The 24,408-nt window shown below is 71.3% G+C and carries 15 protein-coding genes and 2 tRNA genes; 9 read left to right on the forward strand and 8 right to left on the reverse strand.

What is annotated here, in order from left to right:
• Nucleotides 1-50 precede the first annotated feature (50 nt).
• On the reverse strand, nucleotides 51-2,003 hold the full coding sequence (locus tag ABD298_RS16710; protein WP_344300926.1) for an FAD/NAD(P)-binding protein: 1,953 nt from the start codon (nucleotides 2,001-2,003) through the stop codon (nucleotides 51-53).
• Between the two features lie 38 nt (nucleotides 2,004-2,041).
• Here ABD298_RS16710 and ABD298_RS16715 point away from each other — a divergent pair, with 38 nt between their 5' ends.
• Nucleotides 2,042-4,204, forward strand: coding sequence for a prolyl oligopeptidase family serine peptidase (locus ABD298_RS16715; protein WP_344300927.1), 2,163 nt, complete (start codon nucleotides 2,042-2,044; stop codon nucleotides 4,202-4,204).
• A 145-nt stretch (nucleotides 4,205-4,349) separates the two neighbouring features.
• Nucleotides 4,350-4,441 (forward strand) — tRNA-Ser (locus ABD298_RS16720).
• A gap of 65 nt (nucleotides 4,442-4,506) precedes the next feature.
• Here the strand turns inward: ABD298_RS16720 and ABD298_RS16725 are convergent.
• Together ABD298_RS16725 and ABD298_RS16730 are read right to left on the reverse strand one after the other, a co-directional pair.
• Complete coding sequence (locus tag ABD298_RS16725) at nucleotides 4,507-5,526, reverse strand: hypothetical protein (protein ID WP_344300929.1); 1,020 nt, start codon at nucleotides 5,524-5,526, stop codon at nucleotides 4,507-4,509.
• Between the two features lie 121 nt (nucleotides 5,527-5,647).
• Nucleotides 5,648-7,810: a RecQ family ATP-dependent DNA helicase gene (locus ABD298_RS16730; RefSeq protein WP_344300930.1), complete on the reverse strand. Its 2,163-nt coding sequence runs from the start codon at nucleotides 7,808-7,810 to the stop codon at nucleotides 5,648-5,650.
• Nucleotides 7,811-7,953: 143 nt separating this feature from the next.
• Here ABD298_RS16730 and ABD298_RS16735 point away from each other — a divergent pair, with 143 nt between their 5' ends.
• Nucleotides 7,954-9,678 carry a thiamine pyrophosphate-dependent enzyme gene (locus ABD298_RS16735; RefSeq protein ID WP_344300931.1) on the forward strand — a complete coding sequence of 575 codons (1,725 nt, stop codon included), beginning with the start codon at nucleotides 7,954-7,956 and terminating at the stop codon, nucleotides 9,676-9,678.
• Nucleotides 9,679-9,850: 172 nt separating this feature from the next.
• Here the strand turns inward: ABD298_RS16735 and ABD298_RS16740 are convergent, their stop codons facing one another.
• On the reverse strand, nucleotides 9,851-10,282 hold the full coding sequence (locus tag ABD298_RS16740; protein ID WP_344300932.1) for a VOC family protein: 432 nt from the start codon (nucleotides 10,280-10,282) through the stop codon (nucleotides 9,851-9,853).
• Between the two features lie 77 nt (nucleotides 10,283-10,359).
• On the opposite strand from ABD298_RS16740, the gene ABD298_RS16745 reads away from it, so the two are divergent.
• From ABD298_RS16745 to ABD298_RS16760, 4 genes are all read left to right on the forward strand, one after another.
• On the forward strand, nucleotides 10,360-11,805 hold the full coding sequence (locus ABD298_RS16745; protein WP_344300933.1) for a phosphomannomutase/phosphoglucomutase: 1,446 nt from the start codon (nucleotides 10,360-10,362) through the stop codon (nucleotides 11,803-11,805).
• Entirely contained in the window at nucleotides 11,802-12,245 is a 444-nt protein-coding gene (locus ABD298_RS16750; RefSeq protein WP_344300935.1) for a hypothetical protein, read from the forward strand. Before ABD298_RS16745 ends, ABD298_RS16750 begins: the two co-directional genes overlap by 4 nt.
• Before the next feature lie 51 nt (nucleotides 12,246-12,296).
• A complete protein-coding gene (locus tag ABD298_RS16755) occupies nucleotides 12,297-12,746 on the forward strand; it encodes an RrF2 family transcriptional regulator (protein ID WP_344300936.1) in 450 nt (149 codons plus the stop codon).
• Between the two features lie 181 nt (nucleotides 12,747-12,927).
• Nucleotides 12,928-14,130 (forward strand): globin domain-containing protein, encoded by a 1,203-nt coding sequence (locus tag ABD298_RS16760; protein ID WP_344300938.1) that lies wholly within the window; start codon nucleotides 12,928-12,930, stop codon nucleotides 14,128-14,130.
• Between the two features lie 107 nt (nucleotides 14,131-14,237).
• Here the strand turns inward: ABD298_RS16760 and ABD298_RS16765 are convergent, their stop codons facing one another.
• A complete protein-coding gene (locus tag ABD298_RS16765; RefSeq protein WP_344300939.1) occupies nucleotides 14,238-14,846 on the reverse strand; it encodes an NAD(P)-dependent oxidoreductase in 609 nt (202 codons plus the stop codon).
• A 107-nt stretch (nucleotides 14,847-14,953) separates the two neighbouring features.
• Nucleotides 14,954-16,678, reverse strand: a complete 1,725-nt coding sequence (gene poxB / locus ABD298_RS16770) for a ubiquinone-dependent pyruvate dehydrogenase (protein ID WP_344300940.1) — start codon at nucleotides 16,676-16,678, stop codon at nucleotides 14,954-14,956.
• A gap of 121 nt (nucleotides 16,679-16,799) precedes the next feature.
• On the opposite strand from poxB, the gene ABD298_RS16775 reads away from it, so the two are divergent.
• Nucleotides 16,800-19,430: an ATP-dependent Clp protease ATP-binding subunit gene (locus tag ABD298_RS16775; protein WP_344300942.1), complete on the forward strand. Its 2,631-nt coding sequence runs from the start codon at nucleotides 16,800-16,802 to the stop codon at nucleotides 19,428-19,430.
• 130 nt (nucleotides 19,431-19,560) lie between these two features.
• On the opposite strand, the gene ABD298_RS16780 is transcribed toward ABD298_RS16775, so the two are convergent.
• Together ABD298_RS16780 and ABD298_RS16785 are read right to left on the reverse strand one after the other, a co-directional pair.
• Nucleotides 19,561-21,987: a PEP/pyruvate-binding domain-containing protein gene (locus tag ABD298_RS16780; protein WP_344300944.1), complete on the reverse strand. Its 2,427-nt coding sequence runs from the start codon at nucleotides 21,985-21,987 to the stop codon at nucleotides 19,561-19,563.
• A 161-nt stretch (nucleotides 21,988-22,148) separates the two neighbouring features.
• The gene (locus tag ABD298_RS16785) at nucleotides 22,149-23,987 is read right to left on the reverse strand and encodes a phosphoenolpyruvate carboxykinase (GTP) (protein ID WP_344300945.1); all 1,839 of its coding nucleotides are present in this window, start codon (nucleotides 23,985-23,987) and stop codon (nucleotides 22,149-22,151) included.
• A gap of 293 nt (nucleotides 23,988-24,280) precedes the next feature.
• Between ABD298_RS16785 and ABD298_RS16790 the strand changes: the two genes are divergently transcribed.
• A tRNA-Arg gene (locus tag ABD298_RS16790) sits at nucleotides 24,281-24,354 on the forward strand.
• Nucleotides 24,355-24,408 lie beyond the last annotated feature (54 nt).

A 24,408-nucleotide genomic window follows, 5' to 3' on the forward strand; every position in this document is an offset into this window, starting at 1 on the left:
GCGCCGGCCGTCGCCGTACCCAAGGCCGTACCCAAGGCGGCCGGCTGGGCTCACGCGCCGAGACCGAGGATGTCCCTCGCAATCGCGTCCGCGTCGCGGAGTGTGCGCTGCCCACTCGGGTACGGGGCGCCGTCGTGCGCCTCGCCGGGGGCAGCGAACGTATGGGCCTCGGCAGCGATCGCCGTCCCCCACTGCACCGCCGAAAGCTGGAGCCCGAGGACGTACAGCCCCTCGACCGGCTGCCCGTTCACATCCAGCGCGCGGTAGGGCGGCGCCGTGACGTCCAGACCGCTCGAGGGGCGGGGGACGCCGTCGGTACCGGCAAGGAATCTGGGGCGCACAAGGCCGTCCGCAAGCAGCCCCGACAGGAGCGCGGAGTCCGACTGCGCCACGACGTTGGCCGGGGCGAGGGCCTCCACGAGGTACCTCGAGCGCACCTCGGGCGCCCCCACCCACGGGGACGACGCCGTGAACGCCGGCTCCGAGCGGTCGATCGAGAAGCGCGGCTCGGGACCGACCGTTCCCACGACGCCTGCGCGCATGAGCGCCGCCATCTGCCGGATCCGCAGGGCCGGCGGCCCACTCGCGAGCCCCTCGACAAGGCCCTCGAACCAGCCGCGCAGGCCCGAGACCCAGGACTCCTCCGTGATGCCGCCGTCCGCGACCGCCTCCTTGAGCACGGCCCGGCCGCGGTGCAGTGCCGCGATGGCCATCTTGACCGGGTCGTCCTCGCCGCGCGCGCTCCCCGCGGCATCCTCGTCGAGGTACGCGAGCACGCGGGCGTCGAGGTCGGACCGGTCCTGGGCGTGCCAGCCGGACAGCGGTGCGCCGAGCGCGCGGAGGTCGAGCCGCCGGGCCGGGGCGACGCCGTCGCGCGCCACGCGCGCTGCGAGCGGCTCCCACGCGGGGCCCTCGACGGCGAGCGCCTCGTCGAGCCGGGCCAGGAACCCCTCGGACACCGACTCGGGCTCGACCCGCGCGAGCGTCGAGTAGTAGGCCCAGAGGGTGTCGCGGTGCAGGAGCGGCCACAGGTCCTGATCGAAGGACGGCTCGATGCCCGCCCGCCGCGGGGCCAGGGCAGCGGCCCGGGTGAACCAGCGCAGCACGATGGAAGGGGCATAGTACGAGTCCAGTTCCGTCTTGCCGCGGTAGGGCACACCGCGACGTGAGGCCGCGACGATCCGCGGCTCCCGCCCGGAGGGCTCGTACGCCAGACGCCCGTCGGGCCGCTGGGAGAATCGCCCGCCCCGGCCCTCGGTGAGCTGGACCATGACGTCGAAGAAGTTCAGCCCCATGCCGCGCACGAGGACACTCTTCCCGGCCGGCAGCCTGTCCCAGTCCACGTCCGCCGGAGCCGCCGGCGGAAGGTAGGTCAGGCCGAGCCGTTCGGCGGATTCCGCCAGGACGCGCTGGTCACGGCCGAGCCGCGCCTGGACATGCCCGAGGGCGAGCACGACGGCGTCGGCCTCCCGCGCGCGCCCGCTCGCCGTCGTGACGGCGAACCCGTGCGGGGTGCGCCCGACCCGGGCCACCTCCTGCGGCACGTGGCGCACGACGGCGTCGGGCGGTGCGGCGTCGAGGATCGCCTGCCATGTCTCGGCCAGGTAGCGCCCGTAGAGCGCCCGGGGCGGGAACCCGCTCGCGTCGAGGCGGCTGAGCTCGGCCTGCTCCTCGGGGCCGAGGCCGCACTGTCCCGCGCGGATCGCGTCGCGCCGCGCGGCGCGCCACGCGTCGAAGCTGGTCCCGGCGAGGGGCTTTGCCATGCCCGGCTCGCTCGGGATGACGGTGGGATAGAAGGAGGGCGTGTTCATCAGGAACAGGCGCGGCTGCCCGGTGCGCCAGACCTTGCCCGGGCCCGGATCGAAGGGGTCGTAGACCGTGATCTCGAGCGTCGTCCCCGGGGCCCCCTGCGCTTCCCGGACGGCGAGCAGCCGCTCCACCGCGGAGAGTCCGCGCGGCCCGCCCCCCACCACGGCTACGCGCTGCACACCTCCCCGGACCATAGGGTTGAGCTTAACCCGCGGCGTGGAAGGATGGGCCCATGACCCCGGACACCACCCCTGCCGAGACAGCGCAGCCCGCCGACACCGAGACGTGGGCGCACCTCCCCGGGGAGCCGGTGGACGAGAACCTGTGGCTCGAGGACATCCACGGCGAGGACCAGCTGGCGTGGGTGCGCGAGCAGAACGCCCGCACCGAGGACCTGCTCGTGGACGCCGAGTACGCGCAGCTCGAGGCGCGCATCCTCGAGGTCATGGACTCGACCGACCGCATTCCCATGGTGGCGAAGCGCGGCGACTGGTACTACAACTTCTGGCGCGACGCCGAGCACCCCAGGGGCCTATGGCGGCGCACCCGGTGGGACAGCTACGTGACGGAAGCCCCCGAGTGGGAGGCTGTGCTCGACCTTGACGCGCTCGCCGCCGCCGAGGGAACCGAGTGGGTGTGGGGCGGGGCGAGCTTCCTCCGCCCGGATGACAACGTCTCGTGGCGCCGCTGCATGGTCCGGCTCTCCCCCGACGGAGGCGACGCCGCGGCCCTGCGCGAGTACGACGTCGAGGACCGCGCCTTCGTGGATCCCGCAGCAGGCGGCTTCGAGCTGCCGGCCGCCAAGGGCGGGGTGGACTGGATCGACGCGGACACGCTACTGGTCTCCTCGACCCTCGGCGAGGACGCCTCGACCACGTCCTCGTACCCCCGCATCGTGCGGAAGCTGGCACGCGGCGGCGATCTGGCGGACGCCGAGACCATCTTCGAGGTCCCCGCGGAGCACATGATGGCCTCCGCGGGCTTCGACGACACCCCGGGCTTCGAGCGGCTCCTCGCGAGCGACCGGATCAGCTTCTTCGACGTCCAGCACTCGGTCTGGGTGGACGGGGACTGGGCGCCGATCCCCGTGCCCACCAATGTCGACGTGGACCTGCACCGCGAGTGGATCCTGTTCCGGCCCCAGCGCGACTGGACCGTCGGCGGGAGCAGCGACGGGCGGGTGTACCCCGGCGGCTCCCTGCTCGTGGCCGGCTTCGACGAGTTCATGGCAGGGTCACGGGACCTCACCGTCCTGTTCACCCCCGATGAGCACACCTCGCTCCAGTCCTGGTCCTGGACGAAGAGCCACCTCATGCTCAACCTGCTCCGCGACGTCTCCTCCGAGATCCGGGTGCTCACGCCGCCGGAGCCCAGCTCCGGAGCGCACGACGCCGGGTGGTCGCCTCGGACGCTCGACGCGTGCCCGCCGCTGCACCTCGTCGAGAGCTTCGCCGTGGACGACGAGGACCCCGAGGCGGGCGACGACTACTGGCTCATCGCGACAGGGTTCCTGACGCCCACAACCCTCCTGCGCGGAGCCCTCGGCGGGGAGCACGCGGCAGTCAAGCGGGCGCCGTCGTTCTTCGACGAATCCCGGTTCGAGGTGGAGCAGCACTTCGCGGTCTCCGCGGACGGCACGCGCGTGCCGTATTTCCAGGTGTCCCCCCTCGGTCTCGAGCTGGACGGAACTGCCCCGACCCAGCTCTCGGGCTACGGCGGATTCGAGATCGCCAGGACGCCCGCCTACTCCGGCACGATCGGCAGGGCGTGGCTCGAGAAGGGCGGCGTGTACGTCGTGGCGAACATCCGCGGCGGCGGCGAGTACGGGCCCGCGTGGCACCAGGCGGCGCTCAAGGCGAACCGGCACCGGGCGTACGAGGACTTCGCGGCGGTCGCCCAAGACCTCATCCGGCGCGGCGTCACCTCGCCGCAGCATCTGGGCTGCTCGGGCGGCTCGAACGGCGGCCTGCTGGTCGGGAACATGCTCGTCCACTATCCCGAGCTGTTCGGGGCGATCTCCTGCGGGGTGCCGCTCCTGGACATGCGCCGGTACACGAAGCTCTCCGCGGGCTACTCGTGGATCGCGGAGTACGGGGATCCGGACAAGCCCGAGGAGTGGGAGTTCCTCCGGACCTTCTCGCCGTACCACCTGCTTCGCGACGGGGTGGAATACCCCGACACCTTCATCTGGACGGCGACCTCGGACGACCGGGTGGGGCCCGTGCAGGCGCGCAAGATGGCCGCGCGCATGGAGGCCATGGGGATTCGGAACGTCTGGTTCCACGAGGCACTCGAGGGCGGCCACGCCGGGGCGAGCGACAACCGGCAGGCGGCCGCCCTCCAGGCCCGCAGCCAGACCTTCCTGTGGCGGGCCCTGACCGGGCCCCTGCGCTAGCCCCCGTCTGGGGGTCACCTTCTGGGGGTCACATTCTGGGAGCCACCGGAGGTGACCCTCAGAACGTGACCCCCAGACGGAAGGACGGGGCGTTTTTGCGTCTCCGCCACCGTTCTGGGTACGCTTGTCAGGCTGGCGACAGCAAGGAGACGTGCCAGAGCGGCCGAATGGACTTCACTGCTAATGAAGGGTCCGGGGAAACTTGGACCGGGGGTTCAAATCCCCCCGTCTCCGCCATGTGAATACGAGAAGCGCCCCCGGTCTTCGGACCGGGGGCGCTTCTCGCTTGCGCCGGCTGGGGCTCAGTGGCGTGTCTTGGACCAGAAGAGAATCCCGCCCGCGACCGCCAGGGCGATCATGATGCCCCATGCCAGCGGACCCGGCGCCCAGGCGGAGGCAGCGGTCTGGGAAGAATGCTCCGCGGGTGTGCCCGTGGAGGCCTGCCAGTCCCCGCCGGCGGGGTGGTCGGCGGTCGCGGCGGGCGACGGCGCGGCCGACGACTGCGGCTCCGCGCTCGGGGGGGCCGGGGGCGGAGCAGGCGCAGCTGCCGTCGGCGGAAGCGGCTGCTGCTGGCTGTCGGGGCACGGCGCCGAGGAGAACTGATGAGTCCACTGCGTCGGCCCGCCCATCGAGTAACCGGGCCGCGCGGAGGCGACCACGGTGACCGTCCCGAGCGCTGAGTTGGTCCCGGCGACGAGGAGGGTCTCCCCCACGCGGTAGTCGACTCCGATGATCCGGGGGACGAGGACGGCGTCGCGGTCGGTGCCGCACGGGTCCGAGAACAGCGGGGCATCGGCCGTCACCGCGACGGGGCAGGGCGCGGTGAGGTCCGCGGCGGCGGAGGTCGCGAGCGCAGCGCCATCCGGGGTCTGGCTCACGCTCGCCGTGTAGGCATGCCCGGTCGAGAGGGGGACGATGAGGTCGGCGGACCCGGTGAAGCGCCCCGCCGCTGCCTCGCGCCCGGCCTCGTCGGTGATGCGGTAGGCGAGCACGGCGCCCTGATCGGTCTGGGCGGCCAGGCGCACCGAGTCGCAGGCCGAGCGGACGAGGCTCACCTGCGCCTTGGGCGGCGCTGCGGACGGCGTGGGGCTCGGGGTGCTCGTCGGGGACGGGGGCTGGGGAAGCAGCTGTTGGGGATCCGGAGACGGATTCAGCTGATCCGCGGGGGTCTGGAGTGGCGGTCTCTCGGCTGCTGCTGTTGCCGGGCCAGCCTGGGGGACCGTGAGGAGCTGGAGGCCCAGCAGGAGGGCACCGAGAACGGCGGCACACAACGCCAGGCGGCGGACAATCGGCGGGGCCTTGCGGCTCACGATCTGGGCCATTCCCTCCTGTGGCTGGCGATCGGTCGCAGCCAGCCTATCGAAATGAGACCATTTCGTGATCATTGTGTGATCTGCGACACGAAGTATGTCGGTTGATGTCCCCGTCGCCCGCCTCCTCGCCCTACCCGGCCTGGGCCAGTGCGAGCGGCAGGACCGCCCCCGCTCCCTCCCGTCGCAGCAGCCTTCCGGCCACTGTCGCGGTCCACCGGCTGTCCACCAGGTCGTCGACGAGCAGCACCGGTTGCCCCGCGACCCCCGCGAGTGCCTCGCGGAGGTGGGGGCCGACGTCGAACGCCTCCCAGACCCCGGCGAGCCGGAATGCGCTGTTGCCGCCGCCCTGCCCGGGCCGAGCGGCATCGGTGCGCTCAAGCGATCCGAGGTACGGGAGCCGCCCCACCTGGGCGATGCCGCGCGCGAGCGAGTCCACCAGCCGCGGACGCGTCGCTGAGGGGACGCTCACGACGGCGGCCGGTCGCCCGGCGCCGCTCCACGGGCCCGTCGACGAGTCGCCCTGGGCCCATGCGGCGAGGAGCTCGACACACGCGCGCGCGAGCGCCGGGGGAACCTCCGTGTCCGGGGCGCCGGAGGCGAACAGCTCGCGGAGCGGTCCCCCATATCCGAGGTCGGTGAGGCGGGCGAGGGCCCGGCCCTCGGCGAGCTGCTCCTCCGCGGAGATCCTGCCCTTGACCCGCACCCCGAGCTTCTCCATTCCGCTGGGCCACTGGGCCCGGGGCTCGATGGGGACGCCCGCGTGCCGCAGCTTGGCACCGGCGCGCTCGAGCAGCGACGGGTCGACGTCGTCCGGGAACCAGCGGCCGGCGCAGTTGTCGCAGCGCCCGCACGGGGCTGCCGTCTCGTCGTCGAGCACGCTCGTGATGTACTCCATCCGGCACCCGGCAGTCTCCTCGTACACCACCATCGAGTCCTGCTCGGCGACACGGGCCTCCGCGATGCGCGCGTACCGCTCGCCGTCGTACTGCCACGGGACGCCGGTGGCCTGCCAGCCGCCGCCAACCCGCTCCACGGCTCCGTCCACGGCGAGGACCTTCAGGAGCAGCTCGAGCTGGGTTCGGCGCAGCTCAACGAGGGACTCGAGCGCCACGGTCGAGAGGGGTCGGCCGGCTTCCGAGAGCGCCGCGGTGACCGCGTTGGCCCTGCCCTCGTCGGGCATGGACGCCGTCGCGAAGTAGCGCCAGATGTCGCGGTCCTCAGGGCCGGGCAGGAGGAGCACGTCAGCGTTGGCGGTGCCGCGCCCGGCACGTCCCACCTGCTGGTAGTAGGCGACCGGGCTCGACGGCGCGCCCAGGTGCACGACGAAGCCGAGGTCCGGCTTGTCGAACCCCATTCCGAGGGCGCTGGTCGCGACGAGTGCCTTGACCTGGTTGTCCTTGAGGAGCTGCTCGGCCTGCTCGCGCTCCGCAGTGTCGGTCTTGCCCGTGTAGGCCAGCACGCGGTGGCCGGCCTCGGCGAGGATCCGGGCCGTGTCCTCCGCCGCGGAGACCGTGAGCGTGTAGATGATCCCGCTCCCGGGCAACCCCTCGAGGTGGGCGAGCAGCCACGCGAGGCGGTGCCCGGCGTCGGGCAGCGCCAGGACGCCGAGGCGCAGCGACTCCCGCCCGAGCGCCCCCCTCAGCGTGAGGACGTCCGTTCCGAGCTGCTCCTCAATGTCCCGGACCACGCGCGCGTTGGCGGTCGCCGTCGTCGCGAGGACGGGGACTGACGCCGGGAGCTCGTCGATGAGCGAGGCGATCCGGCGGTAGTCGGGCCGGAAGTCGTGGCCCCAGTCCGAGATGCAGTGCGCCTCGTCCACCACGAGCAGGCCGGTGCGGGCGAGCAGCTCGGGCAGGTGCTGCTCGCGGAATCCCGGGTTCGTGAGCCGCTCCGGGGAGATGAGGACGACGTCGGCCGCGTCCGCCTCGAGCGCGGCGTGCACCTCGTCCCATTCGAGCCGGTTCGCCGAGTTGATCGCCACGGCCCGCACGCCGGCGCGTGCGGCGGCCGCGACCTGGTCCCTCATGAGCGCGAGGAGGGGCGAGACGAGGAGTGTGGGCCCGGCGCCCTGCGCGCGCAGGAGCAGGGAAGCCACGAAGTACACGGCGGACTTGCCCCAGCCGGTGCGCTGGACCACGAGGGTGCGCCGCCCCTTGGCGACGAGGGCCTCGATGGCTTCGAACTGGCCGGGGTGGAAGTCGGCGTCGTCCCGCCCCACGAGGGTGCGCAGGACCCTGAGGGCCCGGTCGCGGAGACCGTCCCCCGGGCCGTCCGCCTCGTCACGTTGTGTCATATTTTCCGCTGAATGGGCTGCTTGCTGCGGGCTCGGGACCATGTCTTCCAGTATGGCCGTGACCTCCGACACTTCACGGTGACCTGAGAGTTCCCGTCCCGATACCGTAGTGGCATCTCAGTGCCAACGAGAAGGAACGTGTCATGACGGCGACGGTGCCGCCCCTTTCTGATGCCACCCTGCCGGAGCAGGCAGGCCAGTCCCCCGAGCAGAAGCAGTCCCAGCCGAAGCAGCCCGAGCGGAAGTCCGCGGGCCATGTGATCGTCGATTCGCTCGCCGCCCACGGTGTGAAGCGGACGTACGTGGTTCCCGGCGAGTCGTTCCTGGACGTGCTCGATGGCCTCCACAACGCCTCGATCGAGACGGTCGTGTGCCGCCACGAGGGCGGCGCGGCCTACATGGCCGAGGCCGACGGGAAGATGAACCAGCTCCCCGGCGTGGCCATGGTCACGCGCGGGCCCGGAGCGGCGAACGCGCACGTGGGCCTGCACACCGCGTGGCAGGACTCGACCCCGATGGTGCTGTTCGTCGGGCTGATCCCGTTCGCGCACCGCGACCGCGAGGCGTTCCAGGAGTTCGACATCAAGTCCTGGTTCGACACCGGCGCCAAGCGCGTCATGGTGCTCGACCATGCCGAGCGCGCCTCCGAGATCGTCGCCGAGGCGATGTTCGCCGCGATGAGCGGGCGCCCGGGCCCCGTCGTCGTGGGCCTGCCGGAGGACATCATCCAGCAGGAGATCGACGCGGAGATCCACCCCGTGATCCCCGTGGCCGAGGGCGGCATGACCGTCAGCGACTGGAAGGCGCTCAAGGCGGCCCTGTCCGAGGCGGAGAAGCCGCTGTTCGTCGTCGGCGGCAACGACTGGACCCAGGAGGGCGCCACCGCGCTGACCAACTGGCTCGAGGACCACAGCATCCCGGCCGCGGCCGAGTGGCGCTGCGAGGGCACCATCCCCTTCGACTCCCCCTCCTACGTGGGCCCGATCGGCTACGGCCGCCCGAAGCCGACCTACAACCTGCTCGAGGAGACGGACCTGCTGGTCTTCGTCGGCACCGTGCCCGGGGACGTCATCACCGACGGTTTCCTGGTCCGCCAGGACTGGGCGAAGAAGAACTTCCTCGTCACGATCGACCCGTCCCTGCGCGGGCGCTCCGGCCCGGTCTCGCACCAGATCGTCGCCAAGCCGGACTCGTTCGTGCGCGACCTCGTCCTGATGAACCTCCCCGCGCGCGAGCAGTGGAAGGCCTGGACCGAGCGCATGCGCGGCGAGCAGGAGAAGTTCGCCGCCCTGCCCCCCGCTACGCCCACCGACGGCCAGGCCCGGATGGACACCCTCATGGCGAACCTCTGCGCGTCCCTGCCCGAGGACGCCATGATCACCCTCGGCGCCGGCGAGCACACCAACTGGGCCCACCGCTACTTCCCCACCCAGAAGTACGCCTCGATGATCTCGGCCCGCAACGGCTCCATGGGCTACTCCATCCCCTCCGCCGTCGCCGCCTCCCTGGCCCACCCGGGCCGGCGCGTGGTGACGATCGCCGGCGACGGCGAGTTCCTCATGAACGGCCAGGAGCTCGCCACCGCGGCGCAGTACGGCGCGACGCCGCTGGTGATCGTCATGGACAACCAGGAGTACGGCACGATCCGCTCGCACCAGGAGCGCCACTACCCGCACCGCGTCTCCGGCACCCAGCTGAAGAACCCGGACTTCGCGCTCATGGCGCAGGCGTTCGGCGGATTCGGCGTCCGGGTCGAGAAGGACGCCGACGTCCCGGCAGCCCTCGAGGCCGCGCTCCGCGCGATCGACGAGGACAAGACGTTCGCCCTCGTCCACCTCATCGTCGAGCAGCGCGTCAAGGCCTACTGAGCCCCAAGCCTGGCTGGCGAGTCCACGCACGACGGCGCGTCCCCCGCTCAGGCGGGCCGCGCGCCGTCGTGCGTCCCGGCCTGGCCGCGATTGTCGGCCAACCGCGGGTGCACGATGCCGCGACCCGCAGACAGCCGACCATTCCGGGGCCTGCGGCCGGGGGCGGCGCGTCTCAGTCGGCGCCGAACCGCCCCCGGTGCTCGAGCGGGATGAGCGGCTTCTCGGCGCGGGCGCGGATCTGCTGTACCGCCCACGAGTTGCCGTCGGGGTCGTCAAAGCCGAAGAACGTGCCGCCGTCGTCGGGCGAGAAGACCATGAGCTCCGAGCATTCAACGCCACGGCCCGTCAGCTCCGCGCGGGCAGCTTCGGCGTCCGCGACGACGAGTTGGAGGCCCTTGAGCGAACCCGGCTCCATGGCGCGCTGGGGCGGCAGGTCGCCGAACACGATCGAGCAGCCGGAGCCTTCGGGCGTGAACTGGACGACGTGCATGTGCTCGTTCTTCGTGTCGTGGTCGAGGTGGAAGCCGACCTTGTCGCGGTAGAACTCGACCGAGCGGTCGATGTCGGCCACGGGCAGGATGACAACTTCGAGGGTCCAGTCCATGGGCTCAACCTAGGCGCGGCGTGCGCGCGGCTCAAGGTCCGGCTACGGTGTCGGCGCCCCCCAGTAGAATCGAGCCCGTGACCAGCAACGTGAACGCCGCCCCTGACTCGACAAGCGCCGCGCCCCTGACCGACCTGTCCGCGTCCTTCAAGGCGTACGACGTGCGCGGGATCGTGGGCGAGACCATCGATGCCCGCATCGTCGAGGCCGTCGGCGCGGCGTTCGTGGACGTGCTGGGCCTGGCCGGGCAGACGGTGCTGGTGGGCGGGGATATGCGCCCGTCGTCGCCGGACTTCATCGCCGCGTTCGCCCGCGGCGCGGCAGCCCGGGGCGGCAGGGTCGAGACGCTGGACCTGATCTCGACCGACGAGCTGTACTACGCCTGCGGCGCACTCAATGCCGCCGGCGCCACCTTCACCGCGAGCCACAACCCCGCGCAGTACAACGGGATCAAGATGGCCAAGCCCGGCGCGCAGCCGGTCTCCTCGGAGACCGGGCTGAAGGACATCCAGGCGGCTGCCGAGGCGTACCTCGCCGCGGACGCGATCCCCGCCGTGGACGAGCCCGGGCAGATCGCCGTCCGGGACGTCCTGCGGGACTACGCGGAGTACCTGCGCAGCCTCGTCGACCTCAACGGCATCCGCCCACTGAAGGTGGTCGTGGACGCGGGCAACGGCATGGCCGGCCTCACGACCCCGGCGGTGCTCGGCGACCAGCTCCTGCCGGGCCTGCCCCTGGAGATCGTCCCGCTCTACTTCGAGCTCGACGGCACCTTCCCGAACCACCCGGCCAACCCGCTCGAGCCGGAGAACCTGCGCGACCTTCAGGCCGCGGTCGTGCGGCATGGGGCGGACATCGGCCTCGCGTTCGACGGCGACGCGGACCGCTGCTTCGTCATCGACGAGAAGGGCGAGCCTGTCTCGCCGTCGGCCATCACGGCGCTCGTGGCACGCCGCGAGATCGCACGGGCCAAGGCGGCGGGCGAGTCCGAGCCGGTCATCATCCACAACCTCATCACCTCCCGCGCGGTGCCCGAGCTCGTCCAGCACGACGGCGGCCGCCCGGTGCGCACGCGCGTGGGCCACTCCTTCATCAAGGCCGTGATGGCCGAGGAGGGCGCGGTGTTCGGCGGCGAGCACTCGGCGCACTACTACTTCCGCGACTTCTGGAACGCCGACACCGGCATGCTCGCCGCGATGCACGTCCTCGCGGCCCTCGGCGGGCAGGACGAGCCCCTGTCCCAGCTCGCCGCCGAGTACGAACCGTACGTGGCCTCCGGCGAGATCAACTCGGAGATCGAGGACAAGGCCGCCGCCGTGGCCCGGGTCCGCGAGGAGTACGAGGGCGACGACGTGGCGGTCGACGAGCTCGACGGCACCACCTTCTCCGCCGCGGACGGCACCTGGTGGTTCAACCTCCGCCCCTCGAACACGGAGCCGTTCCTGCGCTTCAACGGCGAGGCAAAGGACCGCGAGACCCTCGAGCAGCTGCGCGACACCGTCCTCGCGATCGTCCGGGCGTGACGGTGCCCGGGGAGAAGCCGCTGGCCGACCAGCAGGCCGAGCTCCGCCAGGTCCTCGGCACCGCGCTCGGCATGGCCCAGGAGCACCTCGAGCAGAATGGCGGCTTCCTGCCGTTCGGCGTCACGCTCGCGCACGACGGCGAGCTGCGGCTCGTGATGGTCACGCCGCCGGAGCCGGGTCCCGACGGGGAGTTCGACACCGAGGCGATGATGGAGGACGTCCTCGAGCTGCTGCGGCAGGGCCGCGAGGGATACACCGCGGTCGCCTTCGCGTCCGACGTGCACCTGCCGGAGCGCGGCTCCGACGGCATCCACGGCGCGGCCGAGCACGCAGGCGGCGGGGTGATGGCCGCCGTCGTGCCCTACGAGCTCACGGCCGAGGGCTACGTCTTCGGAGCCCTCGAAGCGGATGGGCACGAGGCCGCGGTCTTCACCGCCTAACCCGCAGGGGCCCCAAGGAGCACCGGCCCCGGCGGGCGTAGAATACTCGCCATGCGCATGACGGCCTTCGAGGATGTGAGTCTGCGCGCCCTGATGCTGCTGGCTGCCAATGACACCGGCGTCCCGCTGGCCACGCGGACCATCGCTGACGGCGTCGGCACGCCCTACAACCACGTGAGCAAGGCCGTGCTCAGGCTCCGCGAGCTCGGGTACGTCGAGGCCACGCGCGGCCGCTCCGGCGGCGTCCAGCTGAGCGAGGCGGGGCGGAAGGCGACGGTCGGCGGCGTCCTGCGCGCCCTGGACACACGTGAGGACCTGGCCGAGTGCGAGACCCCCAACGGGGACTGCCCCCTGAGCATCCAGTGCGGGCTGCGCGGCGCCCTCCGGCGCGCCCGTGAGGCCTTCTACCGCGAGCTCGACAGCGTCGTGGTGAGCTCGCTCCCGCACGAGCGGCAGATGGGCCCGGTGCTCGTGCGGATCGGGCTGCGCCCGCCCGCCTGAGCCGCCCGGCCCCTGCCGACGGCGAAGCCCCCACGGCACGTGACGTTCCGTGACGAGCGTCACAGCTTTTCAAATTGCCATTTTCTACGCTCAGTAGAAGACTGTAGGTAATTCAGCATCACAGATGCGGAATAAGCCAAGTTCCCCGGTCGGGGACCAGCCCCATGCTTGAGGAGTCGCAATGCTCTCGGATACCGCGCGCCCCGTCATCGAAGCCACCCTCCCCCTCGTGGGGAGCCGGATCGGCGAGATCACGCCTCTGTTCTACCAGAAGATGTTCGCCGCGCATCCCGAGCTCCTCAACGGGACCTTCTCCCGCGCCAACCAGGCCAACGGCACCCAGCGCCAGGCCCTCGCCGGCGCCATCGCGGCCTTCGCGAGCCACCTTGTGACCAACCCCGGCACCCTCCCCGAGGCGGTCCTGAGCCGCATCGCCCACAAGCACACGTCCCTCGGCATCACCGAGGACCAGTACCAGATCGTCTACAAGTACCTCTTCGAGGCCATCGTCGAGGACCTCGGCGAGGCCGTCACGCCCGAGGTCGCTGCGGCCTGGACCGAGGTGTACTGGCTCATGGCGGACGCCCTCATCAAGATCGAGAAGGGGCTCTACGCCAAGCAGGCCAATGACAAGATGTGGATGCCCTGGAAGATCGTGGAGAAGACGCCCGCGAGCCCCACGACGATGACGTTCGTGTTCGAGCCCGCCGACGACACCCCCGTGACCCCGGGCGAGCCCGGCCAGTTCGTCTCGGTCCGCATCCCGGTCGCGGACGGCCTCCTGCAGGCCCGCCAGTACACGCTGTCGGCCGACGCCGAGTCCACCGAGCGCCGCGTCATCACCACCAAGTTCAACGACGGCGGCGAGGTCTCGCCGATCATGCACGAGAAGTTCCAGGTGGGCGACGTCGTCGAGCTCTCCAACCCGTACGGCGACGTGACGCTCGACGACGGCGACGGCCCGCTCGTCCTCGCGACCGCCGGCATCGGCTGCACCCCGGCCGCCTCCATCCTGCGGGCCCTGGCCACCAACGGCTCGGGCCGCGAGGTCCTCGCCCTGCACGCCGACCGCAGCCTCGACACGTGGGCCCTGTCCGACCAGATGCTCGGCGACGTCCAGAAGATCGACGGCGCGAGCCTGAAGGTGTGGCTCGAGAAGCCCGAACTCGCCGCAGTGGGCGCAGGTGCCGCGGGCGCCGAGACGCACGAGGGCTTCATGAACCTCGCCGACGTGGACCTCCCCGAGAACGCGAACGTCTACCTCTGCGGCCCGCTGCCCTTCATGCAGAAGGTCCGCTCCCAGGCCATCGCCAAGGGCATCCCTGCCACGAAGATCCACTACGAGGTCTTCGGCCCCGACCTCTGGCTCGCCTCGCAGAACTGAGGTCCGGCAGCAGGCACCCGCCCGCACAGACGTCTGAGGGTCACCTCCTGAGGGTCACGTGATGTGACTCCCAGGAGGTGACCCTCAGACGTTCGGCGGCGCAGAGATCAGTTCGAGGCAGTGAAGAACGTTCCCCGGAACTGCGGCTGCTCGAGCTCGTCGAGCGCGGCGACGGCGTAGTCCTGCGAGGAGATCCTCTCGCCGGCGGCCGGGACGTCGACGGCCGTGACATACTCCCCCGTGCGCTCACCCGGGGCGATGACCGCGGCCGGGGCCTGAACGGTCAGGTCGGCGCCGGCGTCGCGCAGGGCCTCGTAGGCGACATACACGGCGTCCGACTCCCCCTTGTACTCGGCCGGGAATCCGGGGGTGTCCTTGATCGGCGTGCCGTCGGGGGTCTTGAGTCCGCCGAAGCCGCCCACCATGTAGAGCCGCGCCGCCGTGGGCACCGCTGCGATCGCGCGGTGGGCGTCGATGTAGGGCTGGCGGGAACCGCCGGTGCGGTCGGGCACCGTGGCCAGCACGACGGCGTCGTGCGCGTGGGCCACCTCGCTGTACGTCTCGACGTCGGCCAGGTCCGCGGCACGCACGACGGCGGCACCCTCCACCGGGGCCCCCTTGCGGCTGATGGCGGTCACCTCGTGCCCCCGGCGGACGGCTTCGGCGACGATCTGGCTTCCCACCATGCCGGTGGCTCCGTAGACGGCGATCTTCATGAGGGCTCCTAAAGATTGAAGTTGCAACCTTAAGCAACCCCCGTCCCCGGGTGAGTATTCCGCCGCCAGGACGTGACCCCCAGAAGGTGACCCCCAGAAGGTGGCTCCTAGAAGAGCTGGCGCCAGTTGGTCTTCGCCAGGTCGAGCACCTCGTCGCCGCGGCCGGAGAGGACGGTCCTGAGGGCGTAGAGTGTGAAGCCGCTGGCCTGCTGCGCGGTGATCGCCGGCGGCATGGCGAGCTCCTGCCGGGCCGTCACGACGTCCACGAGGGCGGGGCCGTCGTGCGCGAGCGCCTCCTTGAGGCCGCGCTCGAGCTCCGAGGACTCGTTGACCCGCACCCCCTTGATGCCCAGGGCCTCCGCCACTGCGGCGAAATTCGGATTGTCCAGCCCGGTGCCGAAGTTCACGAAGCCCGCCGACTTCATCTCGAGCTCGATGAAGTTCAGCGAGCCGTTGTTGAACACGACCAGCTTCACCGGCAGCCGGTTCTGCACGAGCGTGATGAGCTCGCCCATGAGCATCGAGAGGCCGCCGTCCCCGGCGAGCGCCACGACCTGCCGGCCCGGGAAGGCGGCCTGCGCGCCCATCGCGTGCGGCAGTGCGTTCGCCATGGAGCCGTGCGTGAACGAGCCGACCAGGCGCCGTCGCCCGTTCATGGTAAGGTAGCGCGCCGCCCAGATCACCGGGGTGCCGACGTCCGCCGTGAAGACCACGTCGTCGTCGGCGAGCTGGTCGAGGACGCGGGTGATGTGCTGCGGGTGGAGCGGCTGCCCCTTCTTCGTAGGGGTGGCGAGGTCGTCGAGCCGGGACCGGGTCTTGGCGTAGTGCTTGAGGGTCGACTCGAGGTGGGTGCGCCGCTTCTTCCGGCTCAACAGCGGCAGCAGGGCGGACGCGGTGTGCTTGACGTCGCCGACGAGCCCGAGGTCGAGGCGGGTGCGCCGACCCAGCTGGTCGCCGCGGATGTCCACCTGGATGATCTTCGCCCGCTCCGGGTAGAACTGCTGGTAGGGGAAGTCGGTGCCGAGCATGAGGAGCGCGTCGCAGGACTCCATGGCGCGGTAGCCGGAGCTGAACCCGAGCAGGCCGGTCATGCCGACGTCGAACGGGTTGTCGTACTCGATGAACTCCTTCCCGCGGAACGCGTGCACGATCGGCGCCCCGAGCGCGTCGGCGAGCGCGACCACCTCGTCGTGGGCTCCCTCGACGCCCGCGCCTGCGAGGATCGTGACCTTGCCGGCCGCGTTGAGGATATCCGCGGCCTCCCGCAGCTCGCGCCCGCTCGGCACGATCCTCGGCTCGGCCCGGCGCACCACGGCGATCCGGTCCGACGCGACCTGGGCGAGCGCGATGTCCCCGGAGAGGACCACGACGGCGACGCCGCGCTTCTCGACTGCAGTGCGCAGGGCGATCTCGAGGATCCGCGGCATCTGGGCCGGGTCCGTGACCTGCTCGGCGTAGACGCTGCACTCGCGGAAGACCTCCGTGGGATGGGTCTCCTGGAAGTAGTTCGAGCCGATCTCGGTGCTGGGGATGTGGGCGGCGATCGCCAGGACCGGGACGCGGGAGCGGTTCGCGTCGTAGAGCCCGTTGATGAGGTGGAGGTTCCCGGGGCCTGCGGAGCCGGCGCAGACTGCCACCTCCCCGGTGAGCGCCGCCTCCGCGGCCGCGGCGAAGGCGGCGGCTTCCTCGTGGCGCACGTGGACCCACTGGATGCTCGGAGTTCCGCGGAGCGCGTCGGTGAACCCGTTGAGGGAGTCCCCGGGGAGGCCGTAGACGCGGCTGACTCCGTTGGCGGCGAGGGTGTCGACGATGTTCTCAGCGATGGTCGTCATGGCCTCCAACCTAGCCGTGTGACGCAGATCCCGGGTACCCCCGGGGAATAACTGGGTAGCACAGACGTTGAACTTGAGCGTAAGTCACTCAACTCTGTATCTATCCTTCGGAGGATTACGAATGCCACTGTTCTTCGGCCCCGCAGCCGGCAACGGCTCCTTCGACGAGTTCCTTGCCCGGTACCTCCAGGGTCAGGGAGCGCGCCGAGTGGGGCGCCCCATCGACATGACGCGGCTCGTGAGCCGCGGGACCCAAAGGGTGCTCAACGTCGCCGGCCGCTACGCGAAGGACCACGGACACCGCGAGGTGGACGCCCTGCACCTGCTCCGCATCCTCGCGGAGACTGAGGCGGTCTCCGACATGGTCCGGCGCGCGGGCGTGGACCCCGCAGGGATCGTGGAGGCCGTCGAACAGCGGCTGCCCGAACCCGCCGAGGGCTCCGACACGGACCCCGCCGCCGCCCCCACGCTCACCGCCGCCGCGCAGCATGTCTTCCTTGACGCGTACAAGGTCGCGCGCTCCCTCGGGTCCACCTACATCGACCCCGAGCACGTGTTCCTCGCGCTCGTGCTGGGCACGGACGCGCCCGCTGGCCAGATCCTCGCGGCCGCCGGCGTCACGCCCCAGTCCCTGCAGGAGGGCGAGTCCGCCCCGGCGGATCCCGCGCACGACGGCGAGGCGTCGCCCCGCGCCCCGAGGCGCACCGCAGGCAGCGGCGCACCCAGCGGGAAGGACACCATGCTCGGCCAGTTCGGCACGGACCTCACCGAGCTCGCCCGCGAGGGCAGGCTCGATCCGGTGATCGGCCGCGCCGAGGAGATCGAGCAGGCCATCGAGATCCTCGCCCGCCGCACCAAGAACAACCCCGTGCTCATCGGCGAGGCCGGCGTCGGCAAGACGGCGATCGTCGAGGGCCTGGCCCAAGCCATCGCGTCCGGGGAGGTGCCCGCGCAGCTGTCCGGCAAGCGCGTGGTCTCCCTCGACCTGCCCGCCATGGTGGCGGGCACCCGCTACCGCGGCGACTTCGAGGAGCGCATCACCAAGACCCTGGACGAGCTCGCCGAGGACGGGGACGTCATCGCGTTCATCGACGAGCTCCACACCGTCGTCGGCGCCGGAGGCGGTGGAGAGGGCGGCATGGACGCGGGGAACATCCTCAAGCCCCGCCTCGCCCGCGGCGAGCTGCATCTCGTGGGCGCCACCACGCTCGACGAGTACCGCCGCATCGAGAAGGACCCCGCCCTTGAGCGCCGGTTCCAGCCCGTGACGGTCGGCGAGCCGAGTGTGGAGGACGCCGTCGCGATCCTGGCCGGCCTCGCCCCCCGCTACGCGGAGCACCACGATGTGGCGTACTCGGACGAGGCGATCCGCGCCGCGGTCGAGCTCTCCCACCGCTACATCACCGACAGGTACCTGCCGGACAAGGCCATCGACCTCATCGACCAGGCCGGTGCCCGCCTGAGCCTCGCGCGCGGCCCCCGGGCCGTGGACGTCGAGGCCCTGAACGCCGAGGCCACGAAGCTCGAGCAGGAGAAGGCCGCCGCCGTCGCCCGCGAGGACTACGAGGAGGCCTCCCGGCTGCGCGACGCGATCGAGGCGGTAGCCGTCAGGATCGCCGATGCCGCGGAAGGGGTCGGCACCCAGGCGCGCGACGCCGTCGTGCGCGAGGAGGACATCGCCGCCGTCGTGGCGCGTGCCACCGGAATCCCGGCGGCACGGGTCACCGAGGGCGAGCGCGAACGGCTCGCGCGCCTCGAGGACGAGCTCCACGGGCGCGTCGTCGGGCAGGAGGACGCGGTCACCGCGATCGCGAAGGCCGTGCGCCGCAACCGCACGGGCCTCGGCGACGCCGGGCGCCCGGTCGGCAGCTTCCTCTTCCTCGGCCCCACCGGCGTGGGCAAGACCGAGCTCGCGAAGGCCCTCGCGGCGTCGCTGTTCGGTGATGAGTCGGCGATGGCGCGCTTCGACATGAGCGAGTTCGGCGAGCGCCACACCGTCTCGCGGCTGGTCGGCGCCCCTCCCGGGTACGTCGGCTACTCGGAGGCCGGGCAGCTCACCGAGCGCGTGCGCCGGCGCCCCTACTCCGTGGTGCTGCTGGACGAGGTCGAGAAGGCCCACCCCGACGTATTCAACCTGCTCCTGCAGGTGCTCGACGACGGCAGGCTCACCGACGGCCAGGGCCGCACCGTGGACTTCCGCAACACCGTGGTGATCATGACGAGCAACCTCGGCTCCGAGTTCCTCGCGACCCGTGGCGCCTCACTCGGCTTCGCGGCCGGCGGCGCCGAGGGCGGTCCGTCCGAGACCGAGCTGCGCGCGAGGATCATGGGCCGCCTGCGCGAGACGATGCGGCCGGAGTTCCTCAACCGCATCGACGAGATCGTGCTGTTCCGCAAGCTCACCCGCGAGCAGCTGCACGAGATCGTGCGGCTCCAGCTCCGCAGCACCGAGGCGCGGCTCGCGGCGCAGGGCATCGCCCTGGCCGTGGACGACGCCGCGGTGGACTGGATCGCGGAGCGCGGCTACGAGCCCGAGTTCGGTGCCCGCCCGCTGCGCCGGGTGATCCAGCGCGAGCTCGAGGACCGCGTCGCGGACCTGCTCGTGGCCGGCGAGGTCGCCGAGGGCGGCCGGGTCGCCGTGGGCGTCTCGGGTGCCGGTGAGACTGGGGAGGGCCCTCACGACGATCGGACGCACGACGGCGACCGGCTCACCGTCCGCGCGGACGTCGCCGAGGCGGCCCCCGCCGCCTGACTCTGAGGGTCACCTCCTGAAGGTCACCTCCTGGGGGTCACCTCCTGGGGTTCCTCATCTGAAGGTCACCTCCTGAAGGCCATTGTCTGGACTTTGGCCAACAGGAGGTGACCTTCAGACGTGTCAGGGGTCAGGCCGAGTCGACGCGGCCGCGGCTGCCGTCCACCCGGACGCGCTGCCCGTCGCGGAGCACCGACGTTCCTGTTCGCGTCCCCATGACCGCAGGCACGCCATACTCACGGGCGACAATCGCCGCGTGCGAACCGAGGCCGCCCGTGTCCACAACCACCGCCGCCGCCCGGGCGAACAGCGGCGTCCAGGACGGATTGGTGTTCGGGCACACCAGGACGTCCCCGGCGCGCAGCCTGCCGAACTCCTCGGGTCCCCGGATCACTCGCACGAGGCCCTCCGCAACTCCCCCGCTCGCGGGCGTCCCCACCACCAGCGCGGCTCCGTCATCGGCCGCAGGCGGCAGCGCGGCTACGAGGTCCAGCATCGGCACCCCCGCATACTCACGCCTTATCGCCGCGCGGCGAGCGGCGAGGTCGCGCACCCGCGAACGCTCGACGTCGTCCATCACCTCGGGCGGCCGCAGCGCCCGCAGTTCCTCGAGGCGCAGGTGGAAGACGTCCTCCGGCGCGTCGATGGCCCCGGCCGCGACGAGTCGTCGGCCGAGCTCCATGAACGTGGCACGCAGCGGCCGCATGACCTTGGTGGCGAGGGCATGCGAATCCTCGCGAAAGGCGAAGCCGCGCCGCGACGCCTCGACGAGCTCGCGGACAGCGGCGCGGGCCGGCCCAAGCCGCCGGAGGAGCGGGTGGGCGAGGAGACGGCGGAGCGCCTCGTCCCCTGGGGTCTCGCGTTGATCCGGCCGGGATGCCGCGGAAAGCGACTGGATGATGGCAACGACCGGCACGGGGTCGTCGCGCCACGACGGAGCCGTCGCGACGACCACGCTCACCGACTCCCTGTGCCCGTATTCGACGAGGAACGCCGTCAGATGGTCATTGAAGCGGGCGAACTCGGGCCGAGTCCGGACGGCATCGAGGAACGCATGGGCATCGAGTTCGGCAGCGGCGTCGAGGAGTGCGGGGTCTGCGCGGACCTCGGCCGCGAGTTCCTCCAGGGCATCGTTGCCAGCCCGCGTGCTCGTCCGGCCTCCGGCAACGAGCGGCGAGGCGAGCCGTCCCTGCCAAAGCAGGGCGAGAACCACCCGCAGGGGAAGCACGGGCAGCAGTGCGCCGGGGAGATAGGCGGCGCGGAGGAGCCCGATCGAGACCATTGCGTCGTTGCACCGGTCGACGCGATGCAGGAGCCCCAGCCAGGACATTGCTTCGAGGCTCTCAGCGTCGAGTGCCGCCACCGCAGCCGTGAACTCCTGCACCTGCGGGTCCTCGGGCCAGCGCTTGGAAGGGTATCTGCGGGCCCTGCGGGCCAGGGCGAGCGGCGCGCCGAACGTGCGCAGAGTCGGTCGGGGCCGAGGCGGCACGAGCTGGAGGGCCACGCCGTCGCGCTCCCGGACCAGCTCGTCGAATGGCGGGAAGCGCACGCCGACGCTTTCGGTCATGAGATGGAGCATTCTCACGACACCGGGCCCGATCCAGCCGGTGACGTCCAACGGGTACGGACGCACAGCGAACATCTCGACGAAGAAGGGCGCAACGAGCTGCTGGATCCGGTTCAGGGGCGGGGCCTCGAAGGGGAGGGCGGTCATGGGGCGGGCCTGGAGCAGGACGATGCGCCCGTTCGCCAGCGCCCATTCGACGTCCTGGGGAACGCCGAAGTGCTGTTCGGCGCGCACCGCGAGCTGGGCGAGTTCGCGGGCTGCCGCGTCCGGCACGACCTGCTCGCCGCTCTGCCCCTGCGTCCGCTCCCGGACGGCGCCGTCGCGCCCCAGGACGAGGTGCTCGGGGGTGACCTCGCCGGACACGACCGCTTCTCCGAGCCCGGGCGCCGCGTCGACGACGAGCTCGTCGCGGCGGCCGGAGAGCGGATCGGCGGTGAAGAGGACGCCCGCCGCCTCGGGGTCGACCATGCGCTGGACGACGACGGCGATGGCCACCTCGGCCGGGTCGATCCCCTGCCGCTGGCGGTAGTCCGCTGCGCGGTCCGTCCAGAGGGACGCCCAGCAGCGGCGGACGGCGTCGAGCACCGCGTCCGTGCCGGAGACGTTCAGGAACGTGTCCTGCTGGCCGGCGAACGCCGCCCCCGGGAGGTCTTCGGCGGTGGCGCTCGAACGCACGGCCACGGGGGTCCCCTCGGGCCCGAGCTCGGTCAGCGCCGCCGTCACCGCATGTGCAGTCGCCGCGTCGAGGGGCACGGAGGTCAGGATCTGCCGGGCCGAGGCGGGGTGGGACGCCGCGGCGTGCGGTTCGAGGCCCGCGCGTGCGGCATGGGCCCTGTAGGCCCCCGTCGTGACCACGAACCCGGGCGGGACGGGGAGTCCAGCATCGATGAGCTCTCCCAGGTTCGCACCCTTGCCCCCGGCCACGGAAACGTCAGCAGCCCGGACAGAGGCGAGCGGCAGGACCAGAGGTGGGGCGGCGCCGTCGTCCATGGACCTACGCTACCGCCGCCCGCTCCCATCTGGAGGGCGCCGCTCGGGAGGCCGGCGTCTGGAGGCCACCCGACAGGGAAAAATGGAGGGCCGCCCCGTGTGCAGCGGGGCGACCCTCCGAGAGACCGGCGCCGTCTAAACCGCCGGGGTCTTGATGCGCGTCAGGACAAGCGCGACTTGAGGCCCTCGAGCTCGGCCGTGATGCTCTTCGGCAGCGAGCCGCCGAAGCGTGCGAACCACTCCTCGAGGCCCGGGAGCTCCGCGTGCCACTCGTCGGCGTCGAAGCGCACGGCTTCCTCGACCTCAGCCTCGGTCATGTCCAGGCCGGTGAGGTCCAGGCTGTCCGCGGTCGGGACGAAGCCGATCGGGGTCTCGACAGCGTCGGCCGTGCCCTCGATGCGCTCGATCGCCCACTTGAGCACCCGCGAGTTGTCGCCGAAGCCCGGCCACGCGAACTTGCCGTCGCGGGTGCGGCGGAACCAGTTCACGAGGAAGATCTTCGGGAGGCGGGCGGGGTTGCCCTTCGCGGAGACGCGGACCCAGTGGTTGAGGTAGTCGCCGGCGTCGTAGCCGATGAACGGCAGCATGGCCATCGGGTCGCGGCGCACGACGCCGACCGCCCCGGCCGCGGCCGCCGTGGTCTCCGAGGAGAGCGTGGCGCCCATGAAGATGCCGTTCGCCCAGCTGCGCGACTGCGTCACGAGCGGAACGGTGGTCTTGCGGCGGCCGCCGAAGAGGATCGCGGAGATCTCCACGCCGTTCGGGGCGAAGTACTCGGGGGCGAGCATGTCGATCTGGTCGATCGGCGTGCAGAAGCGCGAGTTCGGGTGGGCGGCGGGACGTCCGCCGGCGGCGGAGGAAATCGCGGGCGTCCAGTCGTTGCCCTGCCAGTCGGTGAGGTGGGCGGGGACCTCGTCGGTCATGCCCTCCCACCACACGCCGCCGTCGTCGGTGAGGGCCACGTTGGTGAAGATGCTGTTGCCCTTGGCGATGGCGCGCATCGCGTTCGGGTTGGTGCCCCAGCCGGTGCCGGGTGCGACGCCGAACAGGCCGGCCTCGGGGTTGACGGCGCGGAGCTCGCCTTCCTTGCCGAAGCGCATCCAGGAGATGTCGTCGCCGAGGGTCTCGACCTTCCAGCCCTCGATCGTGGGATCGAGGAGCGCGAGGTTGGTCTTGCCGCACGCGGACGGGAAGGCCGCCGCGACGTTGTAGACCTTGTTCTCGGGGCTGGTCAGCTTGAGGATGAGCATGTGCTCGGCGAGCCAGCCCTCGTCGCGGGCCATGACCGAGGCGATGCGCAGGGCGTAGCACTTCTTGCCGAGCAGCGCGTTGCCGCCGTAGCCGGAGCCGTAGGACCAGATCGAGCGCTCCTCGGGGAAGTGCACGATCCACTTCTCCGGGTTGCACGGCCATGCGACGTCCTCCTGGCCCTCCTCGAGCGGGGCGCCAACCGAGTGCAGGGCGGGGACGAAGAACGCGCGCGTCTCCTCGATCTTCTTCAGCACGTCGGAGCCGATGCGCGCCATGATGCGCATCGAGGCGACCACGTAGGCCGAATCGGTGATCTCGACGCCGAACTTCGGGTCTTCCGCGTCGAGGTGGCCCATGACGAACGGGATCACGTACATGGTGCGGCCGCGCATCGAGCCGTCGAAGAGGCCCGTGAGCTTCTCCTTCATGGCGTCCGGGTCCATCCAGTTGTTGGTGAAGCCGGCGTCGCGCTCGTTCTTCGAGCAGATGAAGGTCTGCTCCTCGACGCGGGCCACATCGGCCGGGTCGGAGAACGCGGCGAAGGAGTTGGGGAAGAGCTCCGGGTTCAGGCGCGTGAGGGTCCCGGCGATGACGAGCTCATCGGTCAGCTGACGGTACTCCGCCTCGGAACCGTCGACCCAGTGGATGCGCTCGGGCTTGGTCAGCTCGGCGACTTCTTCGACCCAGGAGAGCAGCGGCTCGTACGTGGTGGGTGCTTCCGCGATCAGCGGCAGACGAGTTTCGCCCATGTCGGTCTCCTTTGGTGGGGTCGGCGTGTTCTTCCATGCTAGGGAAGGTGGTCTGTACCACCGGCCCCCAAGTCGCTTGAAACGAGAGCGAAACATCCGAAAACTGCGGGTTTTCGGGGATTCCAGAGTCGGAGCGGCTGTTTTAAGTGAGGAAGGTCACATAGACCGGTCTAGCTAATATGACTTCTCACGAGGGTGCCGAGCGACACACGTTCCCAATTTGGAGTTGGGAAGGTGTTCGCGTAAAGTTATTCGAGGCCGAGCGGGGAGGGAACAAGCCGCACGGCAGGTAAGCGCCCATAGCTCAGCTGGATAGAGCGTCTGTCTACGGAACAGAAGGTCAGGGGTTCGAATCCCTTTGGGCGCACACATGAGGAGGACCCGGTCGGACGACCGGGCCCTCCTGTCGTTTAACCTCCCC

This window comes from Sinomonas flava, from assembly GCF_039531875.1.
Classification (GTDB): domain Bacteria; phylum Actinomycetota; class Actinomycetes; order Actinomycetales; family Micrococcaceae; genus Sinomonas; species Sinomonas flava.